20 protein-coding genes are annotated in these 16,948 nt (G+C 41.9%); 16 read left to right on the plus strand and 4 right to left on the minus strand.

The window, feature by feature from the left end:
• Window positions 1–14: 14 nt before the first annotated feature.
• From JVX94_RS03015 to JVX94_RS03030, 4 genes are all read left to right on the plus strand, one after another.
• Window positions 15–1,007 (plus strand): thiamine pyrophosphate-dependent dehydrogenase E1 component subunit alpha, encoded by a 993-nt coding sequence (locus JVX94_RS03015; protein WP_111292264.1) that lies wholly within the window; start codon window positions 15–17, stop codon window positions 1,005–1,007.
• Between the two features lie 12 nt (window positions 1,008–1,019).
• Window positions 1,020–2,003, plus strand: a complete 984-nt coding sequence (locus JVX94_RS03020) for an alpha-ketoacid dehydrogenase subunit beta (protein ID WP_095408966.1) — start codon at window positions 1,020–1,022, stop codon at window positions 2,001–2,003.
• Window positions 2,004–2,022: 19 nt separating this feature from the next.
• Complete coding sequence (locus JVX94_RS03025; RefSeq protein WP_095408965.1) at window positions 2,023–3,276, plus strand: dihydrolipoamide acetyltransferase family protein; 1,254 nt, start codon at window positions 2,023–2,025, stop codon at window positions 3,274–3,276.
• 65 nt (window positions 3,277–3,341) lie between these two features.
• Window positions 3,342–3,635: a YesK family protein gene (locus JVX94_RS03030; RefSeq protein ID WP_024428019.1), complete on the plus strand. Its 294-nt coding sequence runs from the start codon at window positions 3,342–3,344 to the stop codon at window positions 3,633–3,635.
• A 14-nt stretch (window positions 3,636–3,649) separates the two neighbouring features.
• Here the strand turns inward: JVX94_RS03030 and JVX94_RS03035 are convergent, their stop codons facing one another.
• Window positions 3,650–4,543, minus strand: coding sequence for a YegS/Rv2252/BmrU family lipid kinase (locus tag JVX94_RS03035; RefSeq protein ID WP_144471061.1), 894 nt, complete (start codon window positions 4,541–4,543; stop codon window positions 3,650–3,652).
• A gap of 169 nt (window positions 4,544–4,712) precedes the next feature.
• On the opposite strand from JVX94_RS03035, the gene JVX94_RS03040 reads away from it, so the two are divergent.
• The 6 genes from JVX94_RS03040 (at window position 4,713) to JVX94_RS03065 (ending at window position 9,240) form a co-directional block, all read left to right on the plus strand.
• On the plus strand, window positions 4,713–5,150 hold the full coding sequence (locus tag JVX94_RS03040; protein ID WP_205184513.1) for a BrxA/BrxB family bacilliredoxin: 438 nt from the start codon (window positions 4,713–4,715) through the stop codon (window positions 5,148–5,150).
• A 196-nt stretch (window positions 5,151–5,346) separates the two neighbouring features.
• The gene (locus JVX94_RS03045; RefSeq protein ID WP_095408963.1) at window positions 5,347–6,111 is read left to right on the plus strand and encodes a transporter substrate-binding domain-containing protein; all 765 of its coding nucleotides are present in this window, start codon (window positions 5,347–5,349) and stop codon (window positions 6,109–6,111) included.
• Between the two features lie 121 nt (window positions 6,112–6,232).
• Window positions 6,233–6,889 (plus strand): arginine ABC transporter permease ArtQ, encoded by a 657-nt coding sequence (gene artQ / locus JVX94_RS03050; protein WP_003215691.1) that lies wholly within the window; start codon window positions 6,233–6,235, stop codon window positions 6,887–6,889.
• The gene (artM, locus tag JVX94_RS03055) at window positions 6,882–7,604 is read left to right on the plus strand and encodes an arginine ABC transporter ATP-binding protein ArtM (RefSeq protein ID WP_034280282.1); all 723 of its coding nucleotides are present in this window, start codon (window positions 6,882–6,884) and stop codon (window positions 7,602–7,604) included. Before artQ ends, artM begins: the two co-directional genes overlap by 8 nt.
• 120 nt (window positions 7,605–7,724) lie before the next feature.
• Window positions 7,725–8,678 (plus strand): aromatic acid exporter family protein, encoded by a 954-nt coding sequence (locus JVX94_RS03060; protein ID WP_024422917.1) that lies wholly within the window; start codon window positions 7,725–7,727, stop codon window positions 8,676–8,678.
• 52 nt (window positions 8,679–8,730) lie between these two features.
• Complete coding sequence (locus JVX94_RS03065) at window positions 8,731–9,240, plus strand: L,D-transpeptidase (protein WP_111292260.1); 510 nt, start codon at window positions 8,731–8,733, stop codon at window positions 9,238–9,240.
• A gap of 39 nt (window positions 9,241–9,279) precedes the next feature.
• Here JVX94_RS03065 and prli42 read toward each other — a convergent pair whose 3' ends face one another.
• The gene (gene prli42, locus JVX94_RS19655) at window positions 9,280–9,372 is read right to left on the minus strand and encodes a stressosome-associated protein Prli42 (RefSeq protein ID WP_149126490.1); all 93 of its coding nucleotides are present in this window, start codon (window positions 9,370–9,372) and stop codon (window positions 9,280–9,282) included.
• A gap of 101 nt (window positions 9,373–9,473) precedes the next feature.
• Here prli42 and mce point away from each other — a divergent pair, with 101 nt between their 5' ends.
• Genes mce through JVX94_RS03090 form a run of 4 tightly spaced genes read left to right on the plus strand, consistent with a single transcriptional unit; the run spans window position 9,474 to window position 12,969 of the window.
• A complete protein-coding gene (mce, locus tag JVX94_RS03075; RefSeq protein WP_205184516.1) occupies window positions 9,474–9,896 on the plus strand; it encodes a methylmalonyl-CoA epimerase in 423 nt (140 codons plus the stop codon).
• Complete coding sequence (locus JVX94_RS03080; protein WP_144471059.1) at window positions 9,889–11,352, plus strand: acyl-CoA carboxylase subunit beta; 1,464 nt, start codon at window positions 9,889–9,891, stop codon at window positions 11,350–11,352. The genes mce and JVX94_RS03080 overlap by 8 nt, the downstream gene beginning before the upstream one ends.
• Before the next feature lie 16 nt (window positions 11,353–11,368).
• Window positions 11,369–12,490: a tripeptidase T gene (locus JVX94_RS03085; RefSeq protein ID WP_111292258.1), complete on the plus strand. Its 1,122-nt coding sequence runs from the start codon at window positions 11,369–11,371 to the stop codon at window positions 12,488–12,490.
• A 14-nt stretch (window positions 12,491–12,504) separates the two neighbouring features.
• On the plus strand, window positions 12,505–12,969 hold the full coding sequence (locus tag JVX94_RS03090; protein WP_034280289.1) for a chemotaxis protein CheW: 465 nt from the start codon (window positions 12,505–12,507) through the stop codon (window positions 12,967–12,969).
• 240 nt (window positions 12,970–13,209) lie between these two features.
• On the opposite strand, the gene JVX94_RS03095 is transcribed toward JVX94_RS03090, so the two are convergent.
• Both JVX94_RS03095 and JVX94_RS03100 read right to left on the minus strand, forming a co-directional pair.
• Window positions 13,210–14,028, minus strand: a complete 819-nt coding sequence (locus JVX94_RS03095; protein ID WP_053070188.1) for a membrane protein insertase YidC — start codon at window positions 14,026–14,028, stop codon at window positions 13,210–13,212.
• Window positions 14,029–14,056: 28 nt separating this feature from the next.
• The gene (locus tag JVX94_RS03100; protein ID WP_024422910.1) at window positions 14,057–14,338 is read right to left on the minus strand and encodes a hypothetical protein; all 282 of its coding nucleotides are present in this window, start codon (window positions 14,336–14,338) and stop codon (window positions 14,057–14,059) included.
• Window positions 14,339–14,502: 164 nt separating this feature from the next.
• Between JVX94_RS03100 and JVX94_RS03105 the strand changes: the two genes are divergently transcribed.
• Complete coding sequence (locus JVX94_RS03105) at window positions 14,503–15,510, plus strand: carbon-nitrogen hydrolase family protein (RefSeq protein ID WP_186437300.1); 1,008 nt, start codon at window positions 14,503–14,505, stop codon at window positions 15,508–15,510.
• A gap of 133 nt (window positions 15,511–15,643) precedes the next feature.
• The gene (locus JVX94_RS03110; protein ID WP_095408957.1) at window positions 15,644–16,888 is read left to right on the plus strand and encodes a DNA polymerase IV; all 1,245 of its coding nucleotides are present in this window, start codon (window positions 15,644–15,646) and stop codon (window positions 16,886–16,888) included.
• Window positions 16,889–16,948: the final 60 nt, after the last annotated feature.

Consider the following 16,948-nt stretch of genomic DNA (forward strand, 5'->3'; position numbering starts at 1 on the left):
AGGAGGGAAACATGATGAGTAACATGCGTCATCAGGAATTAGGATTATCAGATGAACAAGCAATTGATATATATAGAACAATGCTCTTAGCGAGAAAAATCGATGAACGGATGTGGCTTTTAAACCGTTCGGGGAAAATTCCATTCGTCATTTCTTGTCAAGGACAGGAAGCGCAGCAAGTAGGCGCTGCATTTGCTCTTAATAGAGAAGAAGATTACGTCTTACCTTACTATCGTGATATGGGAGTTGTCCTTGCTTTTGGAATGACAGCAAAAGATTTAATGATGTCTGGTTTCGCAAAACAAGACGATCCAAACTCAGGCGGAAGACAAATGCCAGGGCATTTTGGGCAAAAAGCAAATCGAATTGTGACCGGCTCTTCACCTGTAACAACGCAGGTTCCTCACGCGGTGGGGATTGCCCTTGCTGGACGATTAGAGCAGAAAAACTTTGTCAGCTTTGTCACGTTCGGTGAAGGCTCATCAAACCAAGGAGATTTTCACGAAGGCGCAAACTTTGCTGCTGTGCATAAACTGCCTGTTATTTTCATGTGTGAAAACAATAAGTATGCGATTTCCGTGCCATATGACAAACAAGTAGCCTGTGAACGCATTTCAGATCGTGCGATTGGGTATGGTATGCCTGGCGTCACTGTAGATGGAAATGATCCGCTTGAAGTATATGCGGCTGTCAAAGAAGCGAGAGACCGTGCGGCTAGAGGCGAAGGCCCGACATTGATTGAAACGATCTCTTACCGTTTAACTGCGCACTCAAGTGATGACGATGATTCAAGCTATCGAGAAAAAGAAGAAGTGCTCGAAGCAAGAAAGAAAGATCCGCTCATCCAATATGAAACGTATTTAATCGAAGGAAACGTCATGACTTCAGAAATGAAAGAAGAGATGACAAAAGAAATCATGCAAATCGTAAACGAAGCTACTGATGAAGCGGAAAACGCAGCTTATGCTGATGCAGAAAGCGCACTTCGTTACGTGTATGCGGAGTAAGGGGGAAGAAAAATGCCTGTTATGTCATATATAGACGCCATTACACTGGCGATGAAAGAAGAAATGGAGCGAGATCCGAAAGTGTTTGTGCTCGGAGAGGATGTCGGGAAAAAAGGCGGCGTATTTAAAGCGACAGCGGGTCTTTACGAGCAATTTGGAGAAGCGCGCGTCATGGATACACCTCTTGCAGAATCAGCCATTGCTGGTGTAGGTATTGGGGCAGCAATGTATGGAATGCGCCCAATTGCAGAAATGCAATTTGCGGATTTCATTATGCCTGCAATCAACCAAATCATTTCAGAGGCTGCAAAAATTAGATACCGCTCAAATAATGATTGGAGCTGTCCAATGGTCATCCGCGCACCTTACGGGGGCGGAGTACACGGGGCACTTTATCATTCACAATCGGTCGAAGCCATTTTTGCTAACCAGCCTGGTTTGAAGATTGTGATGCCTTCTACACCTTATGATGTCAAAGGTCTTTTAAAGGCTGCAGTGCGTGATCCAGATCCTGTATTGTTCTTTGAACATAAACGTGCATACCGTCTGATTAAAGGAGAAGTACCTGAAGAGGATTACACTCTTCCGATTGGAAAAGCAGATGTGAAACGTGAAGGCGATGATATCACGGTCATTACATATGGCCTTTGTGTCCATTTTGCGCTGCAAGCAGCAGACCGCCTTGCTAAAGACGGCATTTCCGCTCATATTCTCGATTTGAGAACAGTGTACCCGCTTGATCAGGAAGCGATTATAGAAGCGGCTTCTAAAACAGGTAAAGTGCTTCTGTTAACTGAAGATACAAAAGAAGGCAGCATCATGAGTGAGGTTGCGGCGATCATTTCGGAGCATTGCTTATTTGATTTAGACGCACCAATCAAACGTCTTGCTGGACCAGATATTCCGGCAATGCCTTATGCGCCGGCAATGGAGAAATTCTTCATGGTCAACCCGGATAAGGTAGAAGCTGAAATGAGAGAGCTGGCGGCGTTTTAAGAAAGAGGAGGGTTTCAAAGTGGCAATTGAACAAATGAAAATGCCTCAGCTAGGTGAAAGTGTAACAGAAGGAACTATTAGCAAATGGCTCGTTTCACCTGGCGATCATGTGAATAAATACGATCCGATTGCGGAAGTCATGACGGATAAAGTGAACGCAGAAGTCCCGTCATCTTTTACAGGAACGATTACAAAGCTATCGGCTGAGGAAGGCGAGACGCTGCAAGTAGGAGAAGTGTTCTGTGAAATTGAAGTAGAAGGAAGCGAGCAGCAGAGTGCAAAAGAAGAAGCACCTGAGCAAAGCGAAGCGCCTGAAGCAGATCAAACAAATGAGAATCAAAGTCAAAAGAAACGTTACTCTCCAGCCGTTCTTCGTTTAGCAGATGAGCATGGCATTGATTTAGCGGCTGTTCAAGGTACGGGAGCAGGCGGCCGAATTACTAGAAAAGATTTGCTCCAGCTCATTGAAAACGGCGGCGTCAAAGAGAAGACAGCACCTGTCAATGAACGTGCCGTTCAACCGGAGCCTGCGCAGTCATCTCAAGCAAAAGCGGCGCCTGCCGTCCCTTCCATGCCTGGTGATGTTGAGCTGCCAGTCACGCCGATCCGTCAGGCAATTGCGGCCAATATGCTGAGAAGCAAACATGAAATTCCGCATGCATGGACGATGATGGAAGTCGATGTGACAAATCTAGTGACAAGAAGAAATCAGCTGAAGGATCAGTTTAAAGCAAAAGAAGGCTTTAACTTGACGTTCTTTGCGTTCTTTGTCAAAGCAGTGGCTCAAGCCTTAAAGGAATTCCCTGAAATGAACAGCATGTGGGCAGGAGATAAAATTGTGCAGAAGAAAGCGATCAATGTTTCGATTGCTGTCGCTACAGATGACGCGCTTTTTGTTCCAGTCATTAAGGATGCGGATGAAAAGACCATTAAGGGCATCGCCAAAGAAATTCATGAGCTGGCGTCTAAGGTGAGACAAGGGACGCTCAAGCAAAGTGATATGGAAGGCGGTACCTTCACTGTCAACAACACGGGATCTTTTGGTTCGATACAATCAATGGGAATCATTAATTATCCGCAAGCGGCGATTTTACAAGTAGAATCGATCGTGAAGCGTCCAATGATAGTAAACGGAATGATTGCGGCAAGAGACATGGTCAATCTTTGTCTTTCATTAGATCACAGAGTACTAGATGGTCTTGTATGCGGCAGATTCCTTCAGCGAATTAAACAAATCCTTGAAGGCATCGACGAGCAGACATCTGTTTATTAAAACAATATTTTCCCCCTCCCGGCATGAGAGGGGGATTTCCACATCTAGGAGAAAGGAGCGATGATATGTCTGGACTAGATTTTTTTGCTTTTCTAACGATTGGTCTCATGTTTATCACAGCGATTGCCTTCGCTTTTCTGCGGTACATTTCTAAATCACGCAATCATCCTGAACGATTACTGCTTATCATATCGATCGTTTCAATCATTCAAATCGTGTACTGTCTGCTGATTGTCGGCGGGTTTAAAGGAGCAGCCAATAGCTTTTTAGGAATATCACTTCTCGCTGGGACACTTCTCGGATATGCACTTGAATATTTATACAGACGCTATATCAAAAAAACGCCCGAATCAAAATGATGTCGGGCATTTTTTTATTCTGCTGGAACAATAAAGGTCAAATGCTGTTTTAACACTTCTAAAGAAGAGGGGGCCTTCATATAAACCTCACCATCCGTATCAGCATCCATTTCCTCTTTTGTGTGGATACGAATACTGGACGCTTGAATGAGAGACAGATCGCCGGTGAAATCCTCCAGCTCTTCCCGGTTCATTGAGAAGATTTCTTTTAAAGCAGAGAAACTCGTATTTCTGCAAATTAAGATTTCTGCTTTTCCATCATCAATGGCTGCATGAGGCAAATCAATTTTATTTGTACCGATAAAATGTCCATTCATGACAAGAACGATGACGGCTTCCTCTTCCCAGCTTTCCTCTTCTGTCTCAATACGTACGTGAAAAGGATCTGTTTGCTGCAAGGTGCGCAGGGCACTAGTGAAGTAGCTGATTTTGCCGAGTACGGCTTTTTCCTTGTCGTTAATATTGTTGGACGTGTCTGCGATCAGCCCAATTCCCCAAAAGTTTAACACGTATCGATCTTCTGCTTTGATTAAGTCGACCTTTTTCTCTTTGCCGTCTACAATCATTTGAGCGGCTTTTTGCATTTGTTGAGGAATACCAAGTGTTCTAGAAAAATCATTGCATGTCCCGCCTGGCAATATCGCTACAGCGGGCCTTTTTTCTAAACCGCCAATACCGTTCATGCATTCATGCACGGTTCCATCTCCGCCTAATATAATGAGCAATTCCACCGTCTCATCAATATGACGGCAGAAATCATAAGCATCATTTGGCTGCTTTGTTGGTTTCAGAATGAGTTCATCAATATGTAGAGAAAGAAGAGGCACTGTTTGACCGAGTGTTTTTTCCATGTTTTTTTGTCCAGCATTTCCATTATAAATGAGCATCGCTTTTTTGAATTGTGCCATCACGCAGTTCTCCCTTTCATCTCTTTATCATCACTTTTCCCCAATTTGACAGCTCATAAACGATGTTCGGAAAAAGAGGCGAAGGAAAAGACAACACATTTGCCCGCAGGCGTTTTACTTGATATGATGGAGTTAAAATGGTTTTGGTACGCAAAAGGAGTGGACGGACATGAATATTGATTTTAATTTATTTATGAATGATATTGTGAAACAAGCGAGAGAAGAAATTAAGCAGGCAGGCTACACTGAGCTCACGTCAGCTGAAGAAGTAGACGAAGCACTGACTAAAAGAGGAACGGCACTTGTCATGGTGAATTCAGTATGCGGCTGTGCAGGCGGTATTGCAAGACCAGCTGCCGGCTATTCTGTTCATTACGATAAACGTCCAGATCAATTGCTGACAGTGTTTGCTGGACAGGACAAAGAGGCAACGGCAAGAGCCCGTGAATACTTTGAAGGCTTCCCGCCATCTTCACCATCTTTTGCCTTATTAAAAGATGGAAAAATCATTAAAATGGTTGAACGTCATGAAATTGAAGGGCATGAGCCAATGGAAGTCGTGTCAAAACTACAAGCCGCTTTCGATGAGCATTGCGAAGAAATCTAACATGTGACTTTTGAATGAATAAATATAAAGCAGTCCGGTCTTTAGATCGGTCTGCTTTTTGTTTATATAAGACAATAGAATCAAAATAATTTTAGCAAAATACTATTGCATCTTAAAAAGAAAGTGTTTAAAATACATTATAGTGAATAAATATTCAAATCAACACATGATTTTAAATACTGGGAGGCATCATCATATGAAAAAGTGGTTATTATTACTTATGACAGCTGGTCTTGCAGCTGCACTCGCAGCTTGTGGAACTTCTTCTAATAATTCAAACGCATCAGGAGATGACAAGACACTCGTTATGGCGACATCAGCAGATTATCCGCCATTTGAATCAAAAGACGGAGATAAAATTGTCGGTTTTGATGTAGATCTTGCAACTGCACTAGCGAAAAAAAATGGCTACAAGCTAGAAATTCAAGATATGGACTTTGCAAGTCTTGTATCAGCACTTAAAACAAACAAAGCTGATATTGTCCTTGCAGGAATGACACCTACAGAAAAACGTAAAAAGCAAGTTGATTTCTCTGATGTTTATTATAATGCTGAAAACTTGGTTGTATCAAAGAAATCTAGCGGTATAAAAGCAGAGAAAGATTTAAAAGACAAAACAGTCGGCGTTCAATTAGGTTCTATTCAACAGGATGAAGCAAATGGACTGCAAAAGAAATATAACCTAACCGTTGAAGACCGCAATAAAATTTCTGATATCATTCAAGAGATCAAAGCAGGCCGTTTTGATGCAGCAATTATTGAAGATAAAGTAGCTGCTGGTTACTTGAAAAAGGAAAAAGATTTCCAAGCGTTTGGACTGAACAGCTCGAACGAAGGTTCAGCCATTGCATTCAAGAAAAACAGCGACTTAACAGCGAAATTTAATAAATCATTAAAAGAAATGAAAGATAATGGCGAACTTGATAAGTTAATTAAAAAATGGTTTGCTGATGAAAAGTAAGTCAGGAAAAGGATCAGCGTCATTCATGAAAATAGAAAGCGCTGAAAAGTTCAACTCGTGTTGAACTTTTTTCCTGTTTTATTTTTTGATTTCGTCTGAAGGCAAATAAAAGGAGAATGTCATGTTGGATTTTAAAGATGTAATACCTCAGATGCCCTTTATTCTAGAAGGACTTAAGGTCACGCTTTCTATAGTAGTGGTATCCCTTTTTCTTGGATTTATCTTAGGAATTTTATTAACGCTTTGTAAAATTAGTGTGTTTAAACCGCTCATTTGGCTTGCAGATTTTTATACGTCAATTTTCCGAGGCACACCGCTTGTGCTTCAATTGCTCATTATTTATTTTGGTCTGCCTCAGCTTCTTGGGTTTCAAATCGACCAATACTGGGCTGCTGTAGCTGCATTTTCACTCAACTCGGCGGCATACGTATCTGAAATTATTCGTGCGGGGATTAATGCCATTGATAAAGGTCAAAAAGAAGCAGCCGTTGCTTTAGGCATCCCTTATGCTAAAATGATGAAGGACTTATTGCTTCCGCAGGCGTTTAAAAATATTTCACCTGCACTTGTGAATGAAACGATTACACTGACAAAAGAATCAGCGATTGTAACAGTCATTGGACTGGGCGATGTCATGAGACGAGCCTATCAAGCAGGGGCCGTCACGTATAATTATCTTGAACCGCTTATTTTTGCGGGTCTTATCTATTATGTCATCGTGCTTGTTCTCACCTTTGTCGGCAAATCGGTGGAAAGGAAGTTAAAATCAAATGATTAAAATAGAGAAACTCACAAAATCTTTTGGTAAAAACGAAGTTTTAAAGGGGATCGACACCACCATTAAAGAAGGGGAAGTTGTTGCGGTCATTGGACCATCTGGTTCAGGAAAATCGACGTTCCTTCGCTGCATAAATTTACTTGAAAAGCCGACTTCTGGTGTCATTACGATTAAGGACACCGAAATCACCAACCCAAAAACGAATGCACTAAAAGTGCGTGAGAACATCGGAATGGTGTTTCAGCATTTCCATCTGTTCCCGCATAAAACTGTGCTGGAAAATATCACGTATGCTCCAATGAATGTGAAGAATCAATCGAAGGAAGACAGCATCAAACAAGCTGAAGACCTGCTCAAAAAGGTAGGGCTTTTAGAGAAAAAAGATGATTTCCCAAACCGTTTGTCCGGCGGTCAAAAGCAGCGTGTGGCGATTGCGCGTGCGCTTGCGATGACACCAGACATTATGCTGTTTGACGAACCAACGTCTGCCCTAGATCCAGAAATGGTCAAGGAAGTATTAGAGGTCATGAAAGAGCTGGCTCAATCTGGAATGACACTCGTCATCGTCACACATGAAATGGGCTTTGCAAAAGAAGTGGCTGACCGCGTGATCTTTATGGATGATGGGAAAATAGTAGAGGATGCAAACCCTGTACAATTTTTTGAATCACCGTCTTCACAGCGTGCGCAAGACTTCTTACAAAAAATATTATAAAGAAATAAGAGAAGGAGACTTAACATCTCCTTCTTTTTTTGATTATAATGGGGAAAGTAAAAAAAGTTCATCATTTCACAAAAGTGAATGGAAACAAGACAGAAAAGAGTGAATCACACCATGTTTAAAATCGGCTACCGAACGCTGAAAACAGCATTAGGAACAGCGATCGCTATTTATATTGCACAATTGCTTGGCTTGCAAAATTATTCAGCTGCCGGGATTATTACGATCCTGTGTATTCAGGTAACAAAGAAAAGATCCCTCTTAGCATCGGGAGCCCGCTTTGCAGCATGCAGTCTTGCTATTTTATTTTCTTATTTATTTTTCGATCTGATTGGGTATCATCCTTTTGTGATCGGTTTGATGCTGCTTGTCTTTATTCCGACAACGGTTCTGCTTCGAATTAAAGAAGGGATTGTCACAAGTTCAGTCATCATCCTCCATTTATACATGTCTGGCGGGATTACCCTGCATCTCATCTGGAATGAACTGCTGCTGATTACCATTGGTGTTGGGGTAGCGCTCATTATGAACCTCTATATGCCAAGTGTTGATAAAAAACTCAAACGCTACAGCGAACAGATTGAAGCCAACTTTGCTAAAATCTTTGAGGAAATCGAGCAATATTTAATGACAGGGAAACAAGACTGGACAGGAAAAGAAATACCAGAGACACATCAATTGATCAAAGAAGCGAAAGCTCTTGCATACCGTGATGTTGAAAACCATGTATTAAGACATGAAAACCTGTATTATCATTATTTCAACATGAGACAAAAGCAATTTGAAATCATTGAGCGTGTGCTGCCCAAAATTACGTCGATTTCCGTCACAACGGAGCATGGACAAATCATTGCAGAATACATTAGAGACTTACGCGAACATATTCACCCAGGGAACACAGCGCATAAGTTTTTAAGACGTCTCATTGATATGAAAGAAGAGTTCGATGCACTTCCGCTACCGCAAACACGAGAAGAATTTGAGGCAAGAGCTGCACTCTTTCATTTCCTCGGTGAAATGGAACAATATTTAGTACTGAAAAGCTATTTTAAAGGGATGAAAGAATAGAGACGCATGAGTTCCTCCTTCATTGGTCAATCTAATGAAAAAGGAGGAGCCTATGCGTCTTTTATTTTATACCGTACTGACCATGTCCCTTTCACCTATCTGGCCGCTTGGACAAAACCCGCTTCCAGGTGACCCGTTTGTCATTATTAATAAACAAACGAATGAACTGGCCTTTATTGATCAAGGGAAAATTCAAAAAGTATATCCGGCTTCAACAGGAAAAACAGAGGATTTAACGCCAGAAGGTGAATTTACCATTATGATCAAAGCGAAAGATCCCTATTACAGAAGAAAAAATATTGAAGGCGGTGCGAAGAATAATCCTCTAGGGCGAAGATGGATTGGGTTTGATGCACGAGGAACAGATGGCAGAACCTACGGAATTCATGGAACGAGTGACGAAACATCGATTGGGAAATTTATCACGGCAGGCTGTGTGAGACTTCATAATCAAGATGTAGAGCTTTTGTTTGATCAGCTGCCAATTGGCACCAAGGTATGGATTACAAAATCAAGTGCTTCCTTTGAAACGCTTGCCAAAGACAAACAGGCCATTCGTTGATATCACGAATCACCTGCTTGTCTGCTTTTTATTCAAACCTTATAAAAAGGCTGCTGCTCCTGCTAAAAGTGAAGAAACTAACAGCAGGCTAATCATAAGCAATACCATAAATTTCATGAATTTTTGAGACATATCGCACCCCTATTACCGAAGATTTTTGCGAAAACCGCACTTGCCTTTATTTTATCTGGTTTTTTCATATGCGACAAGTGATCAGCAAAGGAAGTGAACGGATGAACCAAATCGATCATATTGCCATTGCCGTCTTTTCTATTAAAGAAACATCTCAAACGCTTCATCAGCTATTTAACTGGCATTTTTCAGACATACAAGAGATTCCTGAGCAGGAGATTAAAGCGTCCTTCGCTTCACTTCATGATCTGCACATTGAATTAATTGAGCCGATATCAGCACGCAGCAAACTACATACCTTTTTAGCAAAAAGAGGAGAGGGGCTCCATCATATTGCGCTAAAATCAGGTGACATTCAGGGTGATCTTATCCGTCTCGATCATCTTGGCGTGCAGCTTCTCCAAAAAAAAGCACAGGTGGGCGCCAGCGGTAAGCAGATTGCATTTATTTCACCTAAAGAAACGTCAGGTGTGTTATTTGAATTGTGCGAGTCCTTGAAAGGAGAGAAATATAGCGATGAATGAATCGTTCAATGACTTGTCTGAATGGCGGAAGAAAGCGTTAATGGGCGGCGGCGAAAAACGAGCAGCAGCTCACAGAAGTAAAGGAAAGCTGACGGTGCGAGAGCGGCTGCATACACTTCTTGACGAGGGCAGCTTAATGGAAATTCAGTCATTTGCAACAGGTGATCTGTCAGAGCATGTTGGTGACGGTGTCGTCATTGGAACGGGACTCATTCATGGAAAGCCAGTATGTGTATATGCTCAAGATGCAACAGTATATGGGGGCTCTTTAGGCGAAATGCATGCGAAAAAAATTGCTTCTTTAATGGACCTGGCAGCTAAAAATCAGATGCCGGTCATCGGTCTAAAAGACTCAGGTGGTGCGAGAATTCAAGAGGGTGTGGTATCATTAGAAGGATACGGACAGATTTTTAAACGGAATGTGCTGTACTCTGGTCGAATCCCGCAAATATCTGTTATTTTAGGCTCATGTGCTGGAGGTGCAGTCTATTCTCCTGCATTGACTGATTTTGTCTTCATGACAGAGCAAACAGCTCATATGTTTTTAACTGGTCCGAAAGTAATAGAAAAGGCAACAGGAGAAACGGTCTGTCCTGACCGTCTTGGCGGTGCAAGTGTTCAGCATCAGACAAGCGGGAATGTGCACTATACTGGGAAAGATGAGAAGGACGTGTTAAAAGCAGTTCGAACTCTTTTAACGTACATACAAACGAAACAGCAGGCTGTCATGCACACTGAAGCACGAAAGCATGATACCGCCGATCCAGGCAGCATCCTGCCAAAGGATCCATCACGCACCTATGATGTCAAACAAGTGGTGACAGCGATAACCGATCCAGACTCATTCTTTGAAACGCAGCCTTGTTTCTCAAAAAATATTGTCACAGGTTTTGCCAGATTACAAGGAGCCTCCATTGGTATTGTTGCCAATCAGCCAAAGGTATTGGCAGGAAGCCTTGATCTCGACGCTGCCGATAAAGCGGCCAGGTTTATTCGATTTTGCGATGCGTTTCATATTCCGATCTTAACCCTTGTGGACGTTCCTGGTTTTTTACCAGGGGAGAAAGCCGAGCATGCGGGAATTATCCGCCACGGTGCAAAGCTTTTATATGCGTACGCTGAAGCAACTGTTCCAAAAATCACTGTGATTTTAAGAAAGGCGTTTGGCGGTGCATATGTCGCGATGAATAGTAAGGGCTTAGGCGCTGACTTTGTTTATGCATGGCCAGAGGCCGAAATTGATGTCATGGGGAAAACGTTCGCAGACGAAATCGTTCATCCTGCTTCGCGCGAGTCTATGAACAAACCAAGTGTATGGAAAGCGGCTCAGGCAGGTCTGATAGACGATATTTTCATGCCAGCTGAAACGAGAGAGCGATTGATCCGCTCATTTGATGTGCTTCGCAGTAAGGAAGAAGATAGACCGTTAAAAAAGCATGGCAACATGCCGCTATAAGAGGAGGAGCATCATCATGATCAATGAAAAACGCTTACTAGACGAATTTTTAGAATTAGTTCAGATTGATTCAGAAACAAAACACGAAGAGAAAATTGTTGAAGTCCTAAAAGAAAAATTCTCGCAGCTTGGTCTAAAAGTAGTTGAAGACGATTCAAAAGCGGTAACAGGCCACGGCGCAGGCAACCTTGTCTGCACATTAGAAGGAAATCAAGAGGCAGATACGATTTATTTCACTTCTCATATGGATACAGTTGTACCAGGGAATGGCGTAAAACCAGTCATTGAGGACGGCTATGTGAAAACAGATGGAACAACGATTCTTGGCGCTGACGATAAAACAGGACTTGCTGCTATGTTTGAAGCGGTCCGTGTGTTGAAAGAGAAAAATTTACCGCATGGGACAATTGAATTTGTGATCACAGCAGGCGAGGAATCAGGTCTTGTTGGAGCAAAAGCGTTAGATCCGAATTTGATGACAGCGAAATACGGCTATGCCCTTGATTCAGATGGCAAGGTCGGTACGATTATCGTAGCTGCACCAACACAGGCGAAAGTTCGCGCAACGATTTACGGAAAAACAGCTCACGCAGGTGTCGCGCCTGAAAAAGGTGTGTCTGCGATTACCATTGCATCTAAAGCAATTGCCAGCATGCCGCTTGGCCGGATTGATGAAGAAACAACGGCGAATATCGGCCGTTTTGAAGGCGGAACACAAACGAATATTGTGTGCGATCAAGTCGATATTTTGGCGGAAGCACGCTCTTTAGAACCAGCAAAAATGGAAGCTCAAGTAGCGAAGATGAAAGAAGCCTTTGAAAAAACCGCTAAAGAAATGGGCGGAAGTGCCGATGTACAAATTGACATCATGTATCCAGGCTTCAAATTCTCACACGGCGATCAAGTCGTAGAAGTGGCGAAAAAAGCGGCAGCAAAAATTGGCCGTCCTTCAGAACTGCAGACGAGCGGCGGAGGCAGTGATGCAAACGTCATTGCAGGCAACGGCGTCCCAACTGTCAACCTAGCTGTTGGATATGAAGATATTCATACGAAAAATGAGAAAATGCCGATTGAAGAATTAGTCAAAACAGCTGAAATGGTTCTCGCCATTATCGAAGAAACGACAAATCCATCGTAAAGGCAGGAGACTCTGTGAGCACGCAAAAGATTATTATTTTTCAGGTGGGACAAGAGGATTTTGGCATCAGTGTAGAGCATATTCGTTCGATTGAAAAGGTCCCTTACTTACAAGAAGTATCGAACCTTCCAAAAGAAATTAAAGGGCTGATGTCATTAAGAGGAGAGGTCATTCCTGTCAGTGACACAGGTGTGATGCTTCATGGAAAACCTCTTGATGTGAACGAGCAGTCCAAGGTGCTGCTATTTGAAGTAAACGATCAAATGATTGGCTGTCTTGTCTCAGATGCAAAAGATATCATCGATATCGAGCAAAGCGAGATCAAGCCATTTCATATGAACACGAAGGCCTCTGAATATTTCTTCGGCGTTGTGGAGAGAGAAAACAAAATGATTTTACAAGTGGACCCAAATAAGTTCCTTGGGAAAATTGAGGACCTCGATCAATTGCCAGACCGGTTGAAAGAAGAATTGGCATAATGAAAAGCCCCTTATCTAATGATAAGGGCTTTTAGCGTGTAGGCAAACCCTCGCATTCGGTGTCAGGTATGCGTGCCGGTGCTCACGAATATTACATTCGCTCCGCTCCGGTACTCGTCCTTCCTAGGGCTGCAAAGGTTTTCTATCACGCTGAAAGAAGACAAATGGCTAAAATAAAAATCATTTTAGCCATTTGTCAACAATTTGAAAACCCCTTATCTCTAGATAAGGGGTTTATTTTTATTCAGCAGCTGGTTTGGCTTGTTCGTTAGCCGCAGCTTTCGTTTTTGATTTTTGGTACATGACATTTAAAATAATCGTTTGAATCGTGAGTAATAGTCCGCTTGTCATCCAGTATAAAGGAAGAGCAGCGGGTGCATTGATTGAAAGAAACAGCATCATGATTGGGAAAATCATGCCCATCACTTTCGCCTGTTTCAGCGCAGCCTCTGTCTGGGTGCCTGATTGCTTCGCATATTTTTGAGTGACATAAAATTGCAAGAAATACATAGCTCCTGCAAAGACCGCCACCAATAAATCGGTTTGTCCTAAGTTAAACCATAAGAACGTATGAGTTGCGATCTCAGGTGTTGAGCGGATCGCTGAGTAAAAGCCAAGAACAATTGGAATTTGAATCAGCATAGGCAGACAGCCCATTGCCAGCGGGTTCACATTGTTCTCTTTATATACTTTCATCATTTCCATTTGCAGTTCTTTTTGTTTTTCAGGTTCTTTCGTTTTCTTCAATTTGCTTTGTATTTGGTCAATCTGTGGTTTCACCAGTGCCATTTTTTCCTGCATGACTCTTTGCTTCTTAAATTGGTTCGCAAAAAGCGGGAAAATCAGCAGGCGGACAATCAAGGTGACGAACATAATAGATAAACCATAATCATCATGGAAAAAGTTCGCAAGCCAAATGATCAGCTCAGAAAAAGGCTGAACAAAATAATGATGGAAAAACCCATCAGAGCTCGTATTCGTTTGCGCACTCGCTGCAAATGCAGGTGACGCAATCATCATCAAACATAAAGTCGTAAAAACAGTCAATAAACGTTTCAATTCGTTTCCTCCTCATGATTAAAAAAATTTAATTAGTGAGAGGAAGCGAATGGTCTTCATCATCATTAGATGATCTTTTCATTCGAATGACTTTACTAATCCAAGTTGTAATGCGATCATATATGATAAACAGAAAGTCTGTTCGATTCAAGCAAGATGCGTCCAACTCTTCCAAACGATGTCCACCAAGATGTTCGTTCATACGGCAGTCTTTTAGTAAAAACGCAATGCCGATGGCCGTCAGCGCTGGAAGAATAATCGTAAAGAATTCAACAAGGAAAAAGACTTCATTGAATGTATCAATAATCATGATTATCACATCCATTTCATTACTCACAGTGTACTATACACATGGTTAAATGTCTAACAGAACCACGTGTTTTCTCTATTAAATAAAATTCCTTATTTTTCATAAAATAGTAAATGTCATCCAAACTTCATATTTCCTATCCTATAATGAGGGGGATAAAAGAAATGGAGGTTTTGAATATGACAAGTATTTACCCAAAGTTTCGAGCAGCTGCCGTGCAAGCAGCACCTGTCTACTTAAATTTGGAAGCAAGCGTTGAGAAATCATGTGAACTGATCGACGAGGCAGCTTCAAATGGTGCAAAGCTTGTGGCATTCCCAGAAGCATTTTTACCTGGTTATCCTTGGTTTGCTTTTATTGGTCATCCAGAATATACGAGAAAGTTCTATCATGAATTATATAAAAATGCCGTTGAAATCCCTAGCTTAGCCATTCAAAAAATCAGTGAGGCAGCAAAGAGAAATGAAACGTACGTTTGTATATCATGCAGTGAAAAAGATGGCGGTTCTCTCTATTTAGCTCAGCTTTGGTTTAATCCTAATGGGGATTTAATAGGAAAACATCGGAAAATGAGAGCTTCTGTAGCAGAAAGACTCATTTGGGGGGATGGAAGTGGAAGTATGATGCCGGTGTTTCAAACTGAAATTGGAAACCTTGGCGGATTGATGTGCTGGGAGCATCAAGTCCCACTTGATCTTATGGCGATGAATGCCCAAAATGAGCAGGTACATGTAGCCTCTTGGCCAGGTTATTTTGATGATGAAATATCAAGTAGATATTATGCTATCGCGACACAGACATTTGTGCTGATGACATCATCTATATATACGGAAGAAATGAAAGAGATGATTTGTTTAACGCAGGAGCAAAGAGATTACTTTGAAACATTTAAGAGCGGGCATACGTGCATTTACGGGCCGGACGGGGAACCGATCAGTGATATGGTTCCAGCTGAAACAGAGGGAATTGCTTACGCTGAAATTGATGTAGAAAGAGTCATTGATTACAAGTATTATATTGATCCGGCTGGACATTACTCCAATCAAAGTTTGAGTATGAATTTTAATCAGCAGCCCACTCCTGTTGTGAAACATTTAAATCATCAAAAAAATGAAGTATTCACATATGAGGACATTCAATATCAACATGGTATACTTGAAGAAAAAGTTTAAACGGACGGGGAACCTTCTCTTTTTTAGAGAAGGTTTTTTTGAGGAAAGATGAAATCAATCAATGTATAATTGAGCATAAAAGGGATATTAGAAAACAGCTGATCAAAATACAGGTAGACAAGAAAATGGGGTTATGCCAATGTCAAATATTATTTTTCATATAGACATGAATGCTTTTTATGCCAATGTAGAAATGGCGTATGATCCTTCTTTGCGAGGGAAACCTTTAGCCATCAGCGGAAATGCAAAAGAGCGTAAAGGGATTGTTGTGACGTGCAGCTACGAGGCAAGAGCACTAGGTGTGAAGCCCCCGATGCCCTTGTGGGAGGCGAAGCGGCTATGTCCGGGACTCATTGTCCGCACCCCGAACTTTGACCGGTACCGCAGCTCCTCACAAGAGATGTTTACAATACTAAGAGAATACAGTGATTTAGTCGAACCTGTCTCTATTGACGAGGGCTATATTGATTTAACGCATACGCCATATGCCGAGCATGCGGTAAAAACGGCTCATGATATTCAAACAAGGCTTGTAGAGGAACTGATGCTACCTTCAAGTATCGGCATTGCACCGAATAAATTTTTAGCGAAAATGGCGTCTAATTGGAAAAAGCCAATGGGCATCACCATATTGCGTAAACGAGATGTTCCGAACATGCTCTGGCCGCTTCCGGCTGGTGACATGCACGGGGTTGGACAAAAAACGGCAGATAAATTAAAAAAAATCGGAATTCATACCATTGAAGACTTAGCGAAAGCGAATGAGTATACGCTAAAAGAATTGCTTGGCATTAATGGACCGAGATTAAAGCAAAAGGCGAATGGTGAACATGACGGCATCGTGGATCCAGAAAGAATATACGAATTTAAATCCGTCGGCAATTCATCCACTCTTCCTCATGATTCTGATGATTCAGATGAACTTGTCACGTTAATTGATAAGCTGTCACACTCTGTGAGTGCAAGGTTAAGGAGAAAAGAAGTGATGGCGAATCGGCTGCTCATCATGATTCGGTATGCAAGCTGGAAAAATATCACGCGAAGTGTCATGCTTACGAATCCAACGGATCGAAAGGAAGACATATTTGAAGCGGCAAAGCAGTTATTCCTTAAACATTGGAATGACCAGCCAGTGAGGCTCTTAGGTGTGACAGGGACAGACCTTGTCGAACGAAAAGCAGCTGTTAAACAGCTTGATTTATTTTCATATACAGAAGATGCAAAAGAAGAGCCTCTCCAAACCATTTTAGATGGACTGAAAGAAAAATATGGAAAACCATTGGTGCAAAGAGGGATCACCATTAAGGAAAAAGAGAGCAAAACAAGCGGGACAAGTTTTAATAAAGATTTTTTTCAGGACGAAAGAGGAAATGACTAGCCTGAAAACTTGATAAAAGAGGTGATGTTGTGGTAATTTCAAAGGGTACATCATTTCAGC

Source organism: Bacillus sp. PDNC022, assembly GCF_016919285.1.
GTDB lineage: Bacteria > Bacillota > Bacilli > Bacillales > Bacillaceae > Bacillus > Bacillus safensis.